Below are 20,796 nucleotides of genomic sequence, written 5' to 3'. Positions count from 1 at the left end.
TAGTATTTTCCTTCCGGGAACGGAGCTACACATACATTGATTAGAGAAAGAAGGGGAAGAGAATGAGGTTGTTAGAGAGATTAAAGGGAGGCGTCGTACTTGGTGACGGTGCGATGGGAACACTTTTATATTCGCGTGGCCTGCAAAGCTGCTTTGAGGAGCTGAATGTAACAGATCCAGAGCGTATTATCGATATTCATCGGCAATATGTAGAAGCGGGTGCGGACGTAATTCAAACGAATACGTATGGAGCGAACGAAGGCAAGCTTCGTATGCATGGTCTGGGAGATCAAGTATCCCGCATCAACCGTGCAGCTGTACAAAATGCGAAACGGGCAGCGAATGCAGAGACGTTGATTATTGGAACGATCGGCGGTATGAAGCATATCGGCGGCGTTACGCTTAATGACGTAGAGCGTGAATTTATGCTTGTGGAGCAGGCGAATGCCTTGCTTGGAGAAGGTATAGACGGCCTCCTGCTTGAAACATTTTACGATGAAACAGAGCTGCTGCACGCACTTCGTATTTTACGAAAAGAAACGAATGTACCGATTATCGCGCAACTTGCTTTACATGAAGTGGGACTTACACAAAGCGGAACATATGCGGAAACAATTCTAGCTGAGCTCCTTGAGCAAGGAGCAGATGTGGTAGGTCTCAACTGCCGCCTTGGCCCGCTTCATATGATCGAGTCACTTCAATTGATGTCTATTCCAGAAAAAGGATATTTATCTGCATATCCAAATGCAGGCTTGCCGAAATATGCAGATGGTCGTTACACTTACGAGGGAACTGTAAAATATTTTGAGGATACAGCGGAGCAGTTTGTGAAGCAGGGAGTGCGCCTTTTAGGAGGCTGCTGCGGTACAACGCCTGAGCATATAAGAGCGATGAAGCAAGTGCTTGCAACTGCGGCGCCTGTTCTTGAGAAAGAGCGTCATGCTCGTCCGGCTCCTGTTGTTGTGAAAGAGGCGCCTTCAATCCAGAGGGCTACACTGGCAGAAAAGGCCAAAAAGGATACGACGATTATCGTTGAGCTGGATCCGCCAAAAACGCTGAATACACAGCCCTTTTTTGAAGGAGCGAAGGCACTAAAACGCGCAGGAGCGGATGCGGTCACGCTTGCTGATAATTCACTAGCTAGTCCGCGTGTTTCCAATATGGCGATGGGCGCGCTTTTGGCTCGTAACGATATCCCGGTACTGACGCATTTAACATGCCGTGATCATAATTTAATCGGATTGCAATCCCATTTGCTTGGATTATCAGCTTTAGGCCTTAATGAAGTGCTTGCGCTCACAGGTGATCCTGCGAGAGTTGGTGATTTTCCTGGAGCAACATCTGTATATGATGTTTCTTCCTTTGAGCTGATTCGCATGATTAAGGAAATGAACGAGGGACGTTCTCCGTTAGGAAAAACGATTGGACAAGCGACAACCTTCTCAGTAGCAGCTGCCTTTAACCCAAATGTACGTCATGTGGATGCAGCTGTACGAAGAATGGAGAAGAAGATCGAAGCGGGTGCGGATTATTTCTTAACGCAGCCAGTTTATGATCTGGATGTGCTTCATCGAACATACGAAGCGACAAAACATCTCGAGCAGCCTATATATATTGGAATTATGCCGCTTGTAAGCAAGAAAAATGCAGATTTTCTCCATTATGAAGTACCAGGTATTACATTACCTGAGGAAGTGCGACAACGCATGGATGGTCATGCGACGCCGCAGGAGGCTGCTAAGGAAGGCATCCGTCTTTCAGAGGAGCTGGTAGAGGAAGCAATGAAGCTGTTTAAAGGCATTTATTTAATTACGCCTTTCTTACGATATGAAATGACAGAAACGCTCGTCCGCTATGTGAGACAAAAACAAGAGCAAAGAGAGGAATTGAACGCATGAAACCAATCGAACAAGCGCTTGAAGAACGCATTTTACTATTAGACGGTGCGATGGGGACAATGATTCAAGACGCAGACTTGAACGCGGATGATTTCGGCGGTGAGGAATATGAAGGATGTAACGAATATTTGGTAATGACGCGCCCTGATGTGATTGTCAATATTCATAAGGCATATATAGAAGCTGGCACTGACATCATTGAAACAAACACATTTGGTGCGACAAATATCGTACTCAGCGACTATAATCTGCAGCACCTAGATGAAGAGCTGAACGTGATTGCAGCAAAGCTCGCAAAGCAAGCTGTAGAAGAGTGCGGCAAGGAAGCATACGTGGCCGGTGCAATGGGCCCAACAACAAAGGCGATCAGCGTAACGGGTGGTGTTACATTTGATGAGCTAATCGAGGCCTATCATCGACAAGCACGCGGCTTATTGCGCGGCGGGGTAGATCTGCTTTTAGTTGAAACATGTCAGGACATGCGTAACGTAAAGGCTGCCTGCATCGGTATTGAAAAAGCATTTGATGAGCTTGATGTGAAAGTTCCGCTTATGATTTCTGGAACGATTGAGCCAATGGGAACGACGCTTGCGGGTCAAACGATTGAGGCGTTTTATCTCTCCATTGAACATTTAAAGCCGCTGTCTGTTGGATTGAACTGTGCAACGGGACCAGAATTCATGCGCGATCATATCCGTTCCTTAGATACGCTTTCCGAGTGCTATATTTCTTGTTATCCAAACGCCGGTTTGCCGGATGAGGACGGACATTACCATGAGTCGCCGCAATCACTCGCTCATAAAGTAAAAGCATTTGCGGACGAAGGCTGGGTAAATATTGTTGGCGGCTGCTGCGGTACAACGCCGGACCATATTCGTGCGATGAAGGAAGCGCTGGAGCAGTCTGCGCCGCGCAAGAAAACTACTCGCCCCGGACATGCTGTCAGCGGCTTAGAGTCATTGCAATACGATGATTCTATGCGTCCTTTATTTGTTGGAGAACGGACAAACGTTATCGGATCTAGAGCATTTAAACGTATGATTGCGGAAGGAAAGTTTGAGGAGGCAGCTGAAATTGCCCGCGCCCAAGTGAAACGAAATGCTCACGTAATCGATGTTTGTATGGCGGACCCGGACCGTGACGAAATGCAGGATATAGAGACGTTTTTGCAATATGTCACAAAAATGATCAAAGCCCCGCTTATGATCGATTCTACTGACGAAGCGGTTATTGAACGCGCCTTAACGTATTCACAAGGAAAAGCGATTATCAACTCTATTAACCTAGAAAATGGGGAAGAACGCTTTGAAAAGGTTGTGCCGCTTGCGAAACGATACGGTGCTGCTCTTGTTGTCGGTACGATTGATGAGCAGGGGATGGCAGTTAGCGCAGAGCGGAAGCTTGAAATTGCAAAGCGCAGCTACGATTTATTAACGACTAAATACGGCATCCGTCCGTCTGATATTATTTTTGACCCGCTTGTGTTCCCAGTTGGAACAGGGGATGAGGAATATATTGGTTCAGCAAATGCGACAGTAGAAGGTGTTCGCATCATTAAGGAAGCTTTGCCAGAATGTTTAACGATTCTCGGTGTAAGTAATATCTCCTTCGGTCTTCCTCCTGCTGGGCGTGAAGTACTAAACTCTGTGTTCTTGCATCATTGTACGAAGGCTGGACTTGACTACGCGATTGTTAACACCGAAAAGCTAGAGCGTTTCGCTTCTATCCCAGATGAAGAAAAGGTGCTAAGCGATCGTCTTCTATTTGAAACAAGCACGCCAACGCTAGAAGAGTTTACGGCATTCTACCGTGTGGCTAAGAAAAAGGAAGAGGTTTCTCGTGAAAGCTTAACGCTTGATGAGCGTCTGTCAGGCTACATTGTGGAAGGAACGAAGCAAGGTCTATATGATGATTTACAAATCGCTCTTGATGAAGGCCGTAAGCCGCTTGATATTGTAAACGGACCGCTCATGACAGGGATGGACGAGGTTGGCCGCTTATTCAATAACAACGAGCTGATTGTTGCTGAGGTATTGCAAAGTGCGGAAAGCATGAAGGCAGCTGTTTCCTACTTAGAGCCGCATATGGAAACTTCAGAGGTTTCGAAAAAAGGTAAGGTCATGCTTGCAACAGTTAAGGGAGACGTTCATGATATCGGTAAAAACCTTGTTGAAATTATTTTAGCTAACAATGGTTTTGAAATTGTGAATCTTGGCATTAACGTCCGCTCTGATCAGCTTGTGCAGCAGGCGAAGGAGCATAAGCCTGATATTATCGGCTTGTCTGGGCTTCTCGTAAAATCCGCACAACAGATGGTATTAACAGCGGAGGACTTAAAGGCTGCTGATATTCATATCCCAATCTTAGTAGGCGGTGCGGCGCTTACACGTAAATTTACGGAAACGCGTATTTCTCCGTCCTATGAAGGTCTTGTATTATACGCAAGCGATGCGATGAACGGTTTGGATCTTGCGAATCGCCTGCAGCATGAGGAAGAGCGGGAGAAGATGGCGCAGCAAAAGCAGGAAAAGCTGCAGACGATTGTTGTGAAGGAAGAAAAGGTTGTAGAAATTCCAAAGGAAATCGAGAAGCTTCCGCCAGCGCCAGTGATGGTTCCGGATTCTACAAAGCGCGTTGTGCTTCGTGATATTCCAGCATCTCACGTTGGTCCGTTTGTGAACCGTCAAATGCTGCTTGGCCACCACCTTGGTGTGAAAGGCCAAGTGAAAAAGCTGCTAAAAGAGGGCGACAAGCGGACGCATGAGTTGAACGATTTAATTGATGAATTGCTGCAGCAAGGCGAATCTTGGCTTCGTCCGCAAGCTGTGTATCAATTCTTCCCAGCACAAAGCAACGGCCAGGAGATTCTTATTTATGACCCAGAGGATACGTCTCGCGTGCTTGAAACATTTACGTTCCCAAGACAAATGAAGGCACCGTACCGTACGCTTGGCGATTATTTACGCCCGGTTGGAGACGAAATGGACTATGTGGCATTTTTCTCTGTAACTGTTGGAGCAGGAGTAAGAGAAGTGGCAGACAAATGGAAGGAAAAAGGCGATTATTTACGCAGCCATGCAATTCAATCATTGGCGCTTGAGCTAGCGGAAGGACTGGCAGAACGGACGCACATGCTTATTCGCGACCGTTGGGGCTTCCCAGACCCGGCAAGCATGACAATGGATGAGCGCTTCCGTGCGAAATATCAAGGTATTCGTGTATCATTCGGCTATCCGGCTTGTCCAGAATTGTCCGATCAAGAAAAGCTATTCCGCTTAATTCGACCAGAGGAAATCGGAATTCAATTAACGGAAGGACATATGATGGAGCCAGAAGCATCTGTTACAGCGATGGTATTTGCGCATCCGAAGGCTAGCTATTTCAGCGTAATCTAAACGGAATACAATTTATAACATAGATAAAACAAAAAGGCTTCCCCTGCGAAGCCTTTTTGTTTTATCGTACATTTATTAAGAAAAGCGGACAAGGACCGCCTTTTATGGCAGCGTAGGGGTGGGCCGGAGTAAAAGGCGCTTTTTGCCTTTTGCAGAGGTTCAGCCCGAGGTCTGCCATTTTGGGTCTTGGGAGCTAGACATCTCCCCGAAAAGCTATACTTTCTTATCTTATTAAAGAAAACTCGCCGATTGGCGGGCCTTACTTATACTGTATTCCTAGGATTTCCGACTACGTCGAATTTACTTCTAGCTGGAAAGTTATCCTTTCCTACAGTGCAAAAAATAGGCAGAAGCGCTCCTGTCTTCGCTTCAAGGAAGTCCTTTGAAGGAATAAAAGCTTTGCAAGTTGACGCCATATAGTATAATGGAGAAGGAAATCTGTTCATAAAGGAGCTGCCAACGTGAAAAAAATCGTGTTTACAGGCGGAGGGTCTGCCGGGCATGTAACGCCAAATTTAGCGCTCATTCCGAAGTTACAGCAACGTAGCTGGGACGTTCATTATATCGGCTCAAAAGATGGCATTGAAAAAGGAATTGTAGAAGGAGCGAGCATCCCGTATACAGGGATTTCAAGCGGAAAGCTGCGCAGATATTTTGATCTCAAGAACTTTAAGGATCCATTTAAAGTAATGATGGGTGTTATGGAATCATATGCCCTCATCCGAAAACATAAGCCGGATGTTGTGTTTTCGAAAGGCGGGTTTGTATCCGTTCCGGTCGTAATTGGTGCATGGCTTAACAAGGTGCCGGTATTTTTGCATGAATCGGATATTACACCAGGGTTAGCTAATAAAATTGCCCTTCGATTTGCGACGAAAATTTTCGTGACTTTTGAGGAGGCGAAGGCGCATCTTCCAAAGGAAAAGGTAATTTACACTGGCTCACCTATTCGGGAGGATTTGTTGAAAGGCCATCGTGAAACAGGCTTGGAGCTGCTTGGCTTTACCATGCGTAAGCCTATTATCATTGTGATGGGCGGAAGCCTAGGTGCAAAACGAATCAATGAAGCAGTTAGAGCGGCTTTGCCTGATTTATTACAACACTATCAGGTTGTTCATTTATGCGGCAAAGGGAATAAGGATGAAAGTTTAGAGGGAACTGAGGGCTATCGGCAGTTTGAATACATAAGCAGCGAACTCCCTGACGTATTGGCTGCAGCTGATCTCGTGATTTCACGCGCCGGCTCTAACTCCATTTTTGAATTTCTCACATTGAAGAAACCGATGATCCTTATTCCTCTTTCAAAAGCGGCCAGCCGAGGAGATCAAATTTTAAATGCGCAGGCATTTGAGAAAATGGGATATTGCCACGTGCTGTATGAGGAGAATCTGGAAAAGGATACGCTACTGGAAGCGGTGCAGCATGTTCAGAAAAACCGACTTCGTTATAAAGAGAATATGCTCCGCTATTCTGCAGAAAACTGTCTAGAGGAGATTATGGGCTATCTGGAGAAAGCACGAAAAAAATGACCTTTTAAAAGGTCATTTTTTTCGTGCCTTGATAGGATATAAAACTCCAGATGAAAGCGAGTTCGACATATATGGGAGTTTTAGGAATATATTATAAGTACAACTACACCTCTGTCTTCGCCGAAGAGCAGGGCTCGCCAATTGGCGAGTTTTCGCTGTTTTTAGCTCTTTTATTTCACATTTCATAAGCCGTTCCAATTCATATCATCTGCACAGGGAAGGGTCGTAAAAAGGAAAAAATAGTCGAACCGTGCAAGGATGTATGCTACAATAAAGATATTTAATGGGGAATTCCGATTCATTTCACCATGATATCATGCAGAGACAAGGGGCGATGAACAGTCGATTGTACTATACATGAATAAATAAAGTATGGAATCGACACCTTTTGTCTGTTCAATGTTTTCTGGCCTAGGTGAGTGTAGAGGAGTGTAAGATATGGGAATTTATCTCTTTGAAAATATTATTGTTGTTTTATGCATTTTAACTTATATTGGAAGTTTTTTATTTTGTACAATCAGCCCTTTTTTACATGAAAGAAAGCTAAAGAGATTAGAGCTTGCAGCAGAGTTATCTATTTTATCAGAAAAGCTGTATGGAAAGCAAAGTCTAGGAGAACATCGTTTATAATAGTTTGCTTTTCCCTGCTTTAATCAGTGCTTGTGGAATTCCTCCTCATTCAACGATATGCCGCAATATGCTGCATATCGTTCCTTTCAGATGGTATTCTTCGCTTCTACTATTTTCTGCCGGAAAATGCAGTTAGTAGTTTGTTTTTTCCATATTCTGTTACATATATGAAATATTAAGCTCGTATTCTGTTACCCGCTTTTATGTTATGCTAATAATAGTTTTAAAGAATAAAAAAAGGGGTATTGAACATGATTCCGAGACGAAGCAGAACGAGGAAGAGGAGAAAGAAAAAGAAGATAGGGCTGTTACTTTCTATTTTTTTAACTTCTATAGCTGTTGCCGCAGGAGGAATTTCGTGGTGGTATAGTGCAGGCGGAAAGAAACTGGCTGGTGTTGAGCGTACAACAGCTGTGGTAAATGAAGTAAAAACAGAAGCACCAGTACCTAAGCCCCCCGTTGTGCAAGAGGAGCCCGAAATTAAACTCGTCTTTTCAGGGGATACGATGTTTGATTGGGCACTGCGTTCTGTTGTAGCGCAAAAGGGAGCAGATTTTCCTTTTCAATATGTCAAGCCGCAAATTGAAAGTGCTGATTATGCTTTTGTGAACTTGGAAACGTCATTTACTACGCGCAATCAAAGAGTACCAGGTCAAAAGTTTTGGATTAAAAGTGATCCAGCAACCATTACTGCCATTAAAAATACAGGTTATGACATTGTATCCTTAGGGAATAACCATTCATTAGACTACGGCAGAGAAGGATTACTTGACTCTATTGCAAATGTTGAAGGAGCTGGTCTGCAGTATGTCGGAGTAGGGCGGAATGCTGCGGAGGCCTATACGGCGAAGGAAGTTACCATTAAGGGGAAGAAAATTAAGTTTCTTTCGTTTGTCCGCTTTATGCCGTTCGCAAACTGGACAGCAACGGACACAACTCCTGGCGTGGCTGGCGGCTACGATTTAAATGTTGTAACAAACACAATTAAAGAACAAAAAGGCGATGCGGATTATCTGATTGTATATATGCACTGGGGAGTAGAGCGGACAAATACACCAGCTGCTTATCAAAAGGAATATGTCGCAAAGATGACAGAAGCAGGGGCAAATGCAATTGTGGGAAGCCATTCGCACTGGCTGCAGGGCTTTGAATACTACAATGGGGTTCCAGTCGCGTATTCGCTTGGAAACTTCTTATTTCCAGATTATGTAAAGGAACATTCTGCTGAAACAGGTGTGTTAACACTTACCCTTAAGGGGAAGGATATTAAAATGTCGTTCTCGCCGTACGTCATTCGCGGCAACCAGATTCAGCCAATTGATGGACAAGAAAAGACTGCGATGTATCAATATTTACAGTCTATTTCCTATGATGTTGAGATTACAGGTGATGGAAACATCGTAAATAAACGAACTATTGCAAAATAAAACAAATAGGGCTGTCTCAAAAGATATAGTATTCCTCTTTTGAGACAGCCCTATTCAAATATAAACATAGTCTGTACTTGGAGGTGCATTTTTTATACTGTATTCCTAAAGCTCCCTACTCCGTCGAATTCACTTCTTGCTGGGAATTTATACTTTCTTAAAGTGAAAGATAAATTTCCAACTGGAATCCAATTGGAGATTGTAAGGATATACACGTACAGAGAAATCTTTTAGAGAGTAAAAAATTATTAACATAATTATCTTGAAATTGATTTCAAAATCAACTACAATATTTTTGTAATCGCTTTCAACGGGAGCGATTATAAAAAGCATCTTATTGAAATCGATCTCAAAAATAATTTCAATTAGAGAATGCGAGAAGAAGGGAGGGGAACAACTTGGCTACAATTGAAGATGTTGCTCGATTGACCGGTCTCTCAAGATCAACTGTATCCAGAGTGATAAATCACTATCCTCATGTATCAGAGGATAAGAAGAAACGTGTACATGAAGCTATGAAACTACTTAATTATTATCCTAACTCTGCAGCACAACGGTTACGCAGTCAAAAAACAAACATGATTGCCGTGCTTATCCCGGTATTAACAAACCCATTTTTCGCACATCTTCTAGAAAGAATTGATACAGCGGCAACTGAACATAATATGCAGCTTCTTGTTTGCCAAACAAGGAACGATAAGAAAAAGGAACTCCAATTTCTTGATTTGTTAAAGACCAAGCAAGTGGATGGCGTTATTTTAACCGCGATAGAAAATGATTGGGAGGATATTAAAGCCTATACATCGTTTGGTCCTATTTTATTATGCAATGAGTACGTCAAAACGGCATCGGTTCCAAAAGTATATGGCGATCAAATTGCCGGCAGTTACGCGGGAACACGCCATCTCATCGAGCAGGGTTATAAAAGGATCGCATACTGCTCAGGCGGAGGCGCCAGCGAGTTAACCAGTGATAGGGAAATCGGATATCGAAGGGCTATGAAGGAATTTGGATTGCCTGTATATGAAGAGTGGGTATTTCAAAATATTTTCGATATTGCGGATGGCAGGCAGGTAGTCAAACGAATAGTGTCTATGGAAAATCGGCCAGATGCGATCTTTGCCGGAAGTGATCAGGTTGGAGCCGGCATTATTTTAGAAGCGAGGATACAAGGTTTACATATTCCAAAGGACCTTGCAGTAATAGGTTTTGATGACCAAGAAATTGCTGAAGTAGTTGACCTTACCACCATTAGGCAGCCTATCAATGAAATTGGAAAATATACTATGGAGGAGATGCTCCGTTGCCTTGCTCATAAAGAGGAATCCACACCGCATGAAATCCAGTTCCCCTTGGAATTAGTTATCCGAAAATCAACAAGACTAACTAAAGATTTCAGTGTTGATTCATAAAGTGATAGGGGGGATGCTTCGTGAGTAGCCAAAATAAGTTTGATGGTGTAAAACCAATGGAGGCGAAAAGCTCGGAACTACGTAATACCGCAAGTACGCAGAGAAAAATGAGACATGCAGGATTGTTTGCCTTATTTGTTGGACCAGCCTTTTTAGCTTTTGCTCTCATCGTATTAATTCCATTTTTCACAGGTATGTATTACGCCTTTACCGATTGGAATGGTGTAACGGGTACTATCAATTGGGTCGGACTTGATAACTTTAAGTATTTGTTTACGGAAGACAAGCAATTCCAAACATCTTTCTGGTTAACTCTTCGTTATACAGTAGTAGCAATTATCTTAACAAATGCAGTTGGCTTTGGGCTTGCGTTGCTTGTGACAAGAATGTTGAAAACAAGAAACATACTGCGGACTGTCTTTTTCTTACCGAATTTGATCGGCGGTTTGCTGCTTGGATTCATTTGGCAGTTCATTTTCATCAAAGGCTTTGCATCCATTGGACAATTAACAGGTCTTTCTTTCTTCAAACTTCCATGGCTTGGAGATGAGAAAACAGCGTTCTGGGGCATTGTCATTGTAAGCGTATGGCAGGGTGCAGGTTATATTATGTTAATCTACACAGCGGCACTGCAAAACGTACCGCAGGAGCTGATTGAAGCAGCCCGCATTGACGGAGCGAACAGATGGCAGACATTGCGCCACATCACACTCCCAATGGTAGCTCCGGCTGTGACAGTATGCTTATTCCTAACGATTTCATCATCATTCAAAATCTTTGATGTTAACCTATCGTTAACAAACGGCGGGCCATTTAAATCGACAGAAATGTTAGCGCTTAACATTTACACAGAAGCATTTGTCAACAACCGCTATGGTCTTGGGGAAGCAAAGGCATTAGTATTCTTCATCGTAGTAGCATTAATTACAGTTATCCAGGTTACGTATACAAAACGGAAGGAGATTGAATCATAATGGAAAATAAATATACCGGAAAATTATTCATTCTTGAAATCGCTGCCATTTTGATTGGTCTTGTCTTTCTTGTTCCGTTCTATTATGTAGTATCAAACTCTTTAAAATCATTCTCTGAGATTTTGATGAATACATCTGCTTTGCCATCCGTCTTGCAGTTTAAAAACTATGTAAATGCGTTTCAGCAGATGGATTATCTAAAAGTGTTTATGAATTCACTTCTGATTACAGTGGCAAGCAACATCCTGATTGTCGTGTTTTGTTCAATGGCAGCTTATATGCTTGTGAGAACAAAAAAGAAAATCAGCAATATCATCTTCATGACGTTTGTAGCGGCGATGGTAATTCCATTTCAATCGATTATGATTCCGTTAGTCAAGGTAGCAGGGAGTTTTGGCTTACTTAACAGTCTTTGGGGATTAATCTTTATGTATCTAGGATTCGGTTCCGGGATGGCAATCTTCTTATACCACGGCTTTATGAAAGGAATTCCTGTCGAGTTGGAAGAAGCGGCGATTATTGACGGCTGTTCACCGTTTGGCGTCTTTTGGAGAATTGTCTTTCCGTTATTAAAACCGATTACCGTTACAATCATCATTTTGAACAGCTTATGGATTTGGAATGACTTTTTACTGCCAATGCTTGTCCTGCAAGACCCAGCATTACGAACAATACCGTTAGCGACGTTCTTCTTCTTCGGTCAATATACAAAGCAATGGGATTTGGCGCTGGCGGCACTTGTCATTAGCATTATTCCATTACTGATTTTCTTCTTCTCCATGCAGAAGCACATTATCAAAGGCATCACAAGTGGCTCCATTAAATAATAACAAACACATTCCATTGGTTGATACCCTGGCCTATCTAGGTATAGGGTGGAGATAAATTAGAGAGATATCTAAATAGGGGGAGAATGACTATGAAAAAGTTTCCATTTGCAGCAGGTGTATTATCATTATCTTTGGTTGTAGCAGCAGGTTGTTCTAACGGTAAGACAACAAATGGGAAAGCAGATACAGCAGGCAGTAAAGGTGATAAAGTAGTCATTGACCTGTTTCAGGGGAAGGTTGAAATTGCTGATCAATTGAAAGCGTTAACAGAGCAATATACAAAAGAGCATCCAAATGTAACGTTCAATCTGCAAACAGTGGGCGGCGGCGCAGATGCGGCAGCGGCATTAAAAGCAAAATTTGCCTCCGGAAACGCACCGGATATTTTTACGAACGAAGGGTATCAACAAGCGCAAACATGGAAGGACAAATTAGAGGACCTCTCCGATCAACCGTGGGTAAAGGATGCGTATGAAAGCGCATTGCAGCCCATGACAATGGACGGCAAAATTTATGGACAGCCTGCGAGCCTAGAAGGCTATGGCTTTATTTACAATAAAGAATTATTCAAAAAGGCCGGTATTACAGAATTACCTAAAACATATTCTCAGCTAGAGGCTGCGGCGAAGAAGCTGAAGGCTGCGGGGATTACCCCATTCGCTGTAGGATATGCGGAGTGGTGGGTGTTAGGGAACCACGGTATGAATATTCCATTTGCAACACAACAAGATCCTGATGCCTTCATTAAGGGATTAAACGAAGGTACAGCTAAGATTGCCGGAAACGAACAGTTCTTAAAATTTATGGATTTACTAGACCTAACAGTGAAATATGGAAACGTAAATCCATTAACAACAGACTATAACACAGAAGTTACATCATTTGCGAGCGGCGAAACTGCGATGATTCAACAAGGAAACTGGATTCAGCCAATGCTTGATAAGCTAAATCCAAATATGGATGTAGGGATTCTTCCAATGCCTCTTAGTGATGACGCAGCAGTTTCTGATAAATTGGCTGTTGATGTTCCAAACAGTTGGGTAATTTACAAAGGCGCACCTGATGCAGATAAAAAAGCAGCCAAGGAATTTTTAAATTGGTTAGTATCATCTGAAGCAGGAAAGAAAGCAATGGTGGAGGATTTTAAATATATCCCAGCATTTAAAACAATTGAAGCAAAAGCATCTGATATCGGACCATTAGGTGCGGAGCTTGTGAAATACTCTAAGGAAGGAAAAACATTCTCTTGGCAGTTTGCAAAATTCCCAGAGGGTGCAAACCATGACTTTGCTGCAAGCATGCAGACATATATTGCTGGAAAAGCATCTAAGGAAGATACTTTGAAAGCGTTTGACGCTACTTGGGCTAAGTTGAAGAAGTAATCCGTTCTAAGGCCCTTTAAGCCGGCCTCATAAAAAATGGACCACCATAGAGAACGCGACAAACATGAAGCGTTTCTATGATGGTCCATTTTCATATTTCATCCAGTTAGAAACAAATTGTGAATAAAAGCTTGCCAATCAGCAAGCTTTCTTTATTCTTTCTAGTGGTATCTGTTACTTGGACTCAAACAGAAGTGAGCGATAGTCGTTTGGAGTAATCCCCTCAACCTTTTTAAACACTTTACGGAAATACTTATCGTCTTGATATCCAACCATATGGGCGATTTCATAAATTTTAAAGTCCTTGTTCTTTAACAAGGCTTTTGCTCGATTCATTCGAATTTTTACAATATAGTCCGAAATATTTTCCTTGAATTCTTGCTTGAATTTCCTCGAGATATACTCTCGGCTTAAGTAAAAGCGTTCAGCTATCTCCTGAAGCTTCACATCTCGATCAAAGTTAGCCTGAAGGTATTTTTCAATGTCGTAAATAATGTTGATGTTTTTTGGGATTGACCGTCGTTTTACTCTAGTTAAAAAGAGAGCAACCTCCCGCGTCTTCCTTGCAATATACTTCTCTAATTGAAAGGTACCGTTTTGGTCGAAAAATACATCAATGTATTCGGCAACATCATCTGTTGCAGGGGAGGGAAGTCCATATTTTTTAGTCCACGTATTACTGATAATTTGATATTCTTTTTCAAAATGGATAAGCTGTTTGAATGATAAAAAACCATCTTGCGTAAAATCTTTTGTAATGCGCTCAATGACTTCCTGAAATGCACTTATTTCGCCAGCTTGGACCGCCAATTCAATATCAGAAGAATACGCCATTAAACTTTTTACATCAGCATCAACTGGAAGCTTGTGTATATAGATTTTTTCTTCATTTGTACTCAAGATATTACTGTTTAATAAAAGCTGTTTGGCATGATGATAAGAATCAATCAATTTGGAGCTTTGATCTACTTGGTTTCCTAGAGCAATCGGACAAGACACAGAAAGTACGGTCTTTAAGGTCTGATAGATATGTACGAGCAATTCGTCTATTTGCGCAAATTTATCCCAAAATATAATAACCGCTTCACCTTTATTGGATAAGTAACGAAAACCAATGCCGCATTCATATTTTGTTACGATTTCATTAATGACATTCAAGATCGTAAAGTAGGTTAAATCGCGATCTCCTTGAAAGTTCGCGATGCTTTTGCCGCTGACTCTAACAAGAGCTGCCGTATAGTCCTGAGATAAATGAAATCCGAACTCTTCATACAGGTTGTCCTTAATTGTATCGTTGTTTATAAACTTAGTAAGCATTCGATCCCGATATATTGGCTTCATTTCATTGATCAATTGATGACTGCTTTGATGCTTCTTTCGCTCCGCCTCTTCTTTTTTCCATTCGATTACTGCATGTTCTAGCGTTTGATTTAAAATTTCTGGGTCAATGGGCTTCAAAATATAATCAAAGCTTCCAAAGTGAATGGCTTTTCTCATATAGTGATAGTCATCATATCCAGTTACAAAAATGGTCTTGCATGTTGGGTGCTGTTTCTTGATTCTCTCTAGCAGCTCAATGCCATCCATCTTTGGCATCTTCATATCTGAAAAAATGATATCCGGTTTATATGTTTGAATGAGAGAGAGTGCCTCTTCACCATTTGCAGCTTCGTAAATTTCATCAATGCCATACCGCTCCCAATCTCCTAGCAACCGTAGCCCCTCTCGTACATGTTGTTCATCGTCTACAATTAATACTTTCATGAAGAGTGCACCTCCTTGCTCAAGGTTTTTGGCAGTTCAATTGTAACCGTAAATCCACTGCTTTCATCGCTTGTAATACTCATTTTCGCTTCGTAATTATAGTAAATCTGCAATCGGTCATAAATATTTTTTAAGCCAATAGACTCACCTTGCTTTGCATCAGCAGGAAGCTGTTCCAGCAATTCTTGTTGCAGCTTTATTACCTGCTCGTTGTTCATTCCTTTTCCATTATCGCTTATATTGATATGAACGATTTGATTATCTTGCAGCTGAGCTTCTACACGAATCAGAGCTGTTTCTATTTGCTGATCAAATCCGTGCTTGAAGCAATTCTCTACAATTGGCTGCAATATCATTTTCGGCACAAAAACATCTTCTAATTCTGGCTGTATATGCAGTTCATATAGAAGCTGCTCACCAAATCGCTGCTTTTGCAGAGCCAAGTAATCCTTCACATGCTGCACTTCTTGTTTGAGCGGCATAATATCGTCTTTCATGTTCAAGCTATATCTCATAATCTTCGCTAAAGAAGTTAACAAGGCGTATACTTGAACTGCTTTATGCTTTAAAGCTAACGTACCGATAGACTGAAGGGCATTATACAAAAAATGCGGATTAATTTGTGAATGCAATACCCGTAATTGTGAGCGTTTATTTTCAAGCTCCAATTTATACTCACGTTGAATCAAGTCATTAATCGTCGCAATCATTAATTTGAAATGCCTGCCTAGCATCCCAAATTCATCGTTTCCTAAGGAATCAAAATCAGCTTGAAATTCACCCTTTTCCACCTTTTTCATATTTGCGATCAATACTTTAATCGGTGAAGTGAACTTGAAGGAAATGAACATTGTAGCCAACACAACGATAACCAATGTAACAAGACCAATCAAAATATTAATAAAGGCTGTTTCTCTAGCACTTTGATATAGGAGATTATAAGGGATTCTTTTTACAATATACCATTCTTGAAATGGTGCGGAAAACCTCTCATACACAATCACACCAGAAAACTGCTTATCTTTCCATTCCAAGCTATGACTTGACAAAGGTGCCTTTTTCACATGCTGAAACCATGTTTGAGTATTTTCTGTTCCGATTAGCTTTTCCTCAGAGGAGTACATGATAACTCCATTTTCATTCATAATATAGAAATCTTCTGCTTCTTTTGTATATAAACGATCAGCAATCGCACTGAGCTGCGAAAGATTAATATCAATAGACAAAAAACCTAAGAAATCTTCAGCTGGAACGTTTTTAATTATATTATGAAAACTTATAACTTTTTTCTTTTCTGACTGTGGAATAGAAGATAAGTTGTTATAGCTATAAATATCATGCGGCGGCTCAATGGCAGTATAATTCCGACCTGTAATTAACTGAAAATAGTACGGATTCGAGAAGATATCCTCATTTCTCCCACGGCCGCTTACATGCCAATGGTAGTTGGTATACGAGTCCTTTCCTTCGTGGATATACAAATATAATTGTTCAATTTCTGGACGCGCACCATACAAGTATAAGAGTATCCTTTTTACCTCCTGCTCGTTTTTTTCTAAATCACTTGACACTCCGTCCTTTAAGGCATTCATAAGCGGACTATACGTATACATTGCTGATGTGATTCGTGAGATATCCGTCAGATAAGTTGTAATATCTTGTTTTCCACTTTCAATCACATCATGATTGGTTGAAACAAAGCGATCTTTAAGGGATTCCTTTGTATGATAGTACGTGATTGCAATAGCTGATCCAAAAGGAAGGACCGTTACAATCATTAGAAAAATAATAAGCTTTTTACGAATACTCCATCCCATACTACTGTAGTTAGTTTACGTTGTATAACACATGATACGAAACTAACCACTCCCCCTTTCTTAGTAAGTTTTTTAAACAATCTCCAGAATACATATGTTGTTTCATTGTAGCATAAACCGGAATGATATTTTTCATTAACAATAAACAGTTTGGTCATATTACACCTAACAAGAGAACAATTTTGTAGTGTGTTCAATATTTTACACCCTATCGGTCAATGTAAGCCGTTTCATTATTTTTGTGATCCTTTAAAATAAAGATATCGGAGGTGCAGTTTATGAATAATCAAAGTAAATTGGAAAACGTAAATGTGACAACCTTGAAGAACGAGAAGCATACTAAGGCTTCTGAGGCAGCTACCTTACTCAAGCAAAGGAAGCTGAAAAAAGCAGGATTGTTCGCCTTATTTGTTGGACCAGCCTTTTTAGCTTTTGCCCTCATCGTATTGATTCCATTTTTTACAGGTATGTATTACGCCTTTACCGATTGGAATGGTGTAACAGGTAACATCAAGTGGGTCGGACTCGATAACTTTACGTATTTGTTTACAGAAGACAAGCAGTTCCAAGCATCCTTTTGGCTCACGCTTCGCTATACAGTAGTAGCTATTATCTTAACGAATGGCGTTGGCTTTGGGCTTGCTTTGCTTGTGACAAGAATGTTAAAAACAAGAAACATACTGCGAACTGTCTTTTTCTTGCCGAACCTTATTGGCGGCTTGTTACTTGGATTCATTTGGCAGTTTATTTTTATCAAAGGCTTCGCATCCATTGGACAATTAACAGGTCTTTCTTTCTTCAAACTTTCATGGCTTGGAGATGAGAAAACAGCATTCTGGGGCATTGTTATTGTAAGTGTATGGCAAGGTGCCGGGTATATTATGTTAATCTACACAGCGGCTCTGCAAAACGTACCGCAGGAATTGCTTGAAGCAGCAAAAATCGATGGAGCAAACAAATGGCAGACATTGCGCCATATCACATTGCCAATGGTAGCTCCAGCTGTGACAGTATGTCTATTCTTAACGATTTCATCATCATTTAAAATCTTTGATGTGAACCTATCGTTGACAAACGGTGGTCCATTTAAATCAACAGAAATGTTAGCGCTTAATATTTATACAGAAGCATTTGTGAACAACCGCTATGGTCTTGGGGAAGCAAAGGCATTAGTGTTCTTCATCGTAGTAGCATTAATTACAATCATTCAGGTTACGTATACAAAACGGAAGGAGATTGAATCATAATGGAAAATAAGTATACTGGAAAATTATTCATTCTCGAAATCGCTGCCATTTTGATCGGTCTTGTGTTTCTTGTTCCGTTCTATTATGTGGTATCGAACTCTTTAAAATCATTCTCTGAGATTTTGATGAATACATCCGCTTTGCCATCCGTCTTGCAGTTTAAAAACTATATAAATGCGTTTCAGCAGATGGATTATCTAAAAGTGTTTATGAATTCACTGATGATTACAGTGGCAAGCAACATCCTGATTGTCGTGTTTTGTTCAATGGCAGCTTATATGCTTGTGAGAACAAAAAAGAAAATCAGCAATATCATCTTCATGACGTTTGTAGCGGCGATGGTAATTCCATTTCAATCGATTATGATTCCATTAGTCAAGGTGGCAGGGAATTTTGGCTTACTTAATAGCCTTTGGGGATTGATCTTTATGTATCTAGGATTCGGTTCCGGGATGGCAATCTTCTTATACCACGGCTTTATGAAAGGAATTCCTGTCGAGCTGGAAGAAGCGGCGATTATTGACGGCTGTTCACCGTTTGGCGTCTTTTGGAGAATTGTGTTCCCGCTGCTAAAACCGATTACCGTTACGATTGTGATCTTGAACAGCTTATGGATTTGGAATGACTTCTTACTGCCAATGCTTGTATTACAGGATCCAGAATTACGAACAATACCATTAGCGACGTTCTTCTTCTTCGGTCAATATACAAAGCAATGGGATTTAGCATTAGCAGCACTCGTGATTAGCATCATTCCGTTACTTATTTTCTTCTTCTCAATGCAGAAGCACATTATCAAAGGCATTACAAGTGGATCTATCAAATAATTCTAATATTAAACTAATTGATACCATGTGTTTCTTTATACGAGAAAGAACAGCTGGTAGAGATAAATTAGCAAGATATCTAACAGGGGGTAAACAAACATGAAAAAGTTTCCATTGGCAGCAGGTGTATTATCATTATCTTTGCTTGTAGCAGCAGGTTGTTCCAACGATAAGACAACAGGGGAAAAAGCAGATACAGCTGGCAATAAAAACGGTAAGGTCGTTGTAGATATCTTCCAAGGAAAAGTTGAAATTGCGGATCAATTGAAAGCATTAACAGACCAATATACAAAAGAGCATCCAAATGTAACTTTTAATCTGCAAACAGTCGGCGGAGGTGCAGATGGTGCAGCGGCATTAAAGGCGAAATTTGCTTCTGGAAGCGCACCAGATCTTTTTACAATTGAAGGCTATCAATCCACAGTAACATGGAAGGACAAGCTAGAGGATTTATCAGATCAGCCGTGGGTGAAGGATGCATATGAGAGCGCATTAAAGCCAACAACACTCGATGGGAAAATTTACGGACAGCCTGCTAACCTTGAAGGCTATGGCTTTGCTTATAATAAAGAATTGTTCAAAAAGGCCGGTATTACAGAATTACCAAAAACAATGACACAGTTAGAGGAAGCAGCGAAAAAGCTTAAAGCTGCCGGAATCACTCCATTCTCAGTAGGCTACGCAGAGTGGTGGGTGCTAGGAAATCACGGCCTGAACATGGCTTTCGCAACGCAACAAGACCCGGATGCATTCGTGCAAGGATTAAATGCAGGAACATCCAAAATTGCTGGAAACGAACAATTCCAAAAATATCTAGATCTATTAGACTTGACGGTGAAGTATGGCAATGCAAATCCGCTAACAACAGATTACAACACGCAAGTAACACTCTTTGCGGGCGGCGAGGCTGCAATGATTCAACAAGGAAACTGGATTCAACCAATGCTTGATAAGTTAAATCCAAATATGGAGGTAGGCTTTATTCCAATGCCTCTTAGCGATGACCCTGCAACTGCGGATAAATTAGCAGTTGATGTACCGAATAGCTGGGTTGTCTACAATGGAGCACCTGACGCAGATAAAAAAGCAGCAAAGGATTTCTTAAATTGGTTGGTAACATCTGAAGAAGGAAAGAAAGCAATGGTTGAAGACTTCAAATACATCCCGGCCTTCAAAACAATTGAGGCAAAAGAATCCGATATCGGACCATTGGGTGCGGAGCTTGTGAAATACTCTAAAGAAGGAAAAACGTTCTCTTGGCAGTTCGCGAAATATCCAGACGGTGCAGGTCAGCAATTCGGGGCAACTTTGCAAACATATGTTGGTAAAAAGGCATCTAAAGAAGATACTCTAAAAGCTCTTGACGCTACTTGGGCGAAGTTAAAAAAATAATAACGAAGTGATGAAAGGACTGATTCCAAAGGCATATTATATTACGCCTTTGGAATCAGTCCTTGTTTTGCGCTGTAGGAAAGTATAAATTTCCAGCTAGAAGTAAATTCGACGTAGTCGGAAATTTTAAGAACAAAATGTAAGGGCAACTACGCCTCTGTCTTCGCCCAAGGGCAGGGCTCGCCAATCGGCGAGTTTTCTTTATACTGTAGGAAAGCATAAATTTCCAACTGGAAGTCCATTCGACGTAGCCGGAAATTCTAGGAATACAG

Annotated in this window: 14 protein-coding genes; 12 read left to right on the top strand and 2 right to left on the bottom strand. The window is 41.3% G+C overall.

The features are described 5' to 3' along the window. The first annotated feature begins 62 nt into the window (after positions 1–62). The 9 genes from EP737_RS07050 (at position 63) to EP737_RS07010 (ending at position 13,477) form a co-directional block, all read left to right on the top strand. Positions 63–1,898 (top strand): bifunctional homocysteine S-methyltransferase/methylenetetrahydrofolate reductase, encoded by a 1,836-nt coding sequence (locus EP737_RS07050; protein WP_129727229.1) that lies wholly within the window; start codon positions 63–65, stop codon positions 1,896–1,898. Next, entirely contained in the window at positions 1,895–5,293 is a 3,399-nt protein-coding gene (gene metH / locus EP737_RS07045) for a methionine synthase (protein ID WP_129727228.1), read from the top strand. The genes EP737_RS07050 and metH overlap by 4 nt, the downstream gene beginning before the upstream one ends. A gap of 461 nt (positions 5,294–5,754) precedes the next feature. Next, positions 5,755–6,822, top strand: coding sequence for an undecaprenyldiphospho-muramoylpentapeptide beta-N-acetylglucosaminyltransferase (locus tag EP737_RS07040; RefSeq protein ID WP_129727227.1), 1,068 nt, complete (start codon positions 5,755–5,757; stop codon positions 6,820–6,822). A 438-nt stretch (positions 6,823–7,260) separates the two neighbouring features. Then, positions 7,261–7,452, top strand: a complete 192-nt coding sequence (locus EP737_RS07035; RefSeq protein ID WP_129727226.1) for a hypothetical protein — start codon at positions 7,261–7,263, stop codon at positions 7,450–7,452. Positions 7,453–7,703: 251 nt separating this feature from the next. Continuing rightward, the gene (locus EP737_RS07030; RefSeq protein WP_129727225.1) at positions 7,704–8,879 is read left to right on the top strand and encodes a CapA family protein; all 1,176 of its coding nucleotides are present in this window, start codon (positions 7,704–7,706) and stop codon (positions 8,877–8,879) included. A gap of 398 nt (positions 8,880–9,277) precedes the next feature. Further along, on the top strand, positions 9,278–10,291 hold the full coding sequence (locus EP737_RS07025; protein WP_129727224.1) for a LacI family DNA-binding transcriptional regulator: 1,014 nt from the start codon (positions 9,278–9,280) through the stop codon (positions 10,289–10,291). 107 nt (positions 10,292–10,398) lie between these two features. Continuing rightward, the gene (locus EP737_RS07020) at positions 10,399–11,265 is read left to right on the top strand and encodes a carbohydrate ABC transporter permease (protein WP_246040197.1); all 867 of its coding nucleotides are present in this window, start codon (positions 10,399–10,401) and stop codon (positions 11,263–11,265) included. Further along, on the top strand, positions 11,265–12,092 hold the full coding sequence (locus tag EP737_RS07015; protein ID WP_129727223.1) for a carbohydrate ABC transporter permease: 828 nt from the start codon (positions 11,265–11,267) through the stop codon (positions 12,090–12,092). Before EP737_RS07020 ends, EP737_RS07015 begins: the two co-directional genes overlap by 1 nt. Before the next feature lie 86 nt (positions 12,093–12,178). Next, complete coding sequence (locus EP737_RS07010; RefSeq protein WP_129727222.1) at positions 12,179–13,477, top strand: ABC transporter substrate-binding protein; 1,299 nt, start codon at positions 12,179–12,181, stop codon at positions 13,475–13,477. Positions 13,478–13,651: 174 nt separating this feature from the next. Here the strand turns inward: EP737_RS07010 and EP737_RS07005 are convergent, their stop codons facing one another. Both EP737_RS07005 and EP737_RS07000 read right to left on the bottom strand, forming a co-directional pair. After that, the gene (locus EP737_RS07005) at positions 13,652–15,241 is read right to left on the bottom strand and encodes a response regulator transcription factor (protein ID WP_129727221.1); all 1,590 of its coding nucleotides are present in this window, start codon (positions 15,239–15,241) and stop codon (positions 13,652–13,654) included. Next, a complete protein-coding gene (locus EP737_RS07000) occupies positions 15,238–17,058 on the bottom strand; it encodes a sensor histidine kinase (RefSeq protein ID WP_129727220.1) in 1,821 nt (606 codons plus the stop codon). Before EP737_RS07000 ends, EP737_RS07005 begins: the two co-directional genes overlap by 4 nt. A 278-nt stretch (positions 17,059–17,336) precedes the next feature. Between EP737_RS07000 and EP737_RS06995 the strand changes: the two genes are divergently transcribed. From EP737_RS06995 to EP737_RS06985, 3 genes are all read left to right on the top strand, one after another. Next, positions 17,337–18,305: a carbohydrate ABC transporter permease gene (locus tag EP737_RS06995; RefSeq protein ID WP_129727219.1), complete on the top strand. Its 969-nt coding sequence runs from the start codon at positions 17,337–17,339 to the stop codon at positions 18,303–18,305. Then, entirely contained in the window at positions 18,305–19,132 is an 828-nt protein-coding gene (locus EP737_RS06990) for a carbohydrate ABC transporter permease (protein ID WP_129727218.1), read from the top strand. Before EP737_RS06995 ends, EP737_RS06990 begins: the two co-directional genes overlap by 1 nt. Before the next feature lie 99 nt (positions 19,133–19,231). After that, complete coding sequence (locus EP737_RS06985; protein ID WP_129727217.1) at positions 19,232–20,524, top strand: ABC transporter substrate-binding protein; 1,293 nt, start codon at positions 19,232–19,234, stop codon at positions 20,522–20,524. Positions 20,525–20,796: the final 272 nt, after the last annotated feature.

It is taken from the genome of Ectobacillus funiculus, from assembly GCF_004138295.1.
In the GTDB taxonomy this organism is placed as follows: Bacteria; Bacillota; Bacilli; order Bacillales; family Bacillaceae_G; genus Ectobacillus; species Ectobacillus funiculus.
The sequence above is the reverse complement of the archived record's forward strand: the minus strand, read 5'-3'. Positions and strand labels throughout refer to the sequence as shown.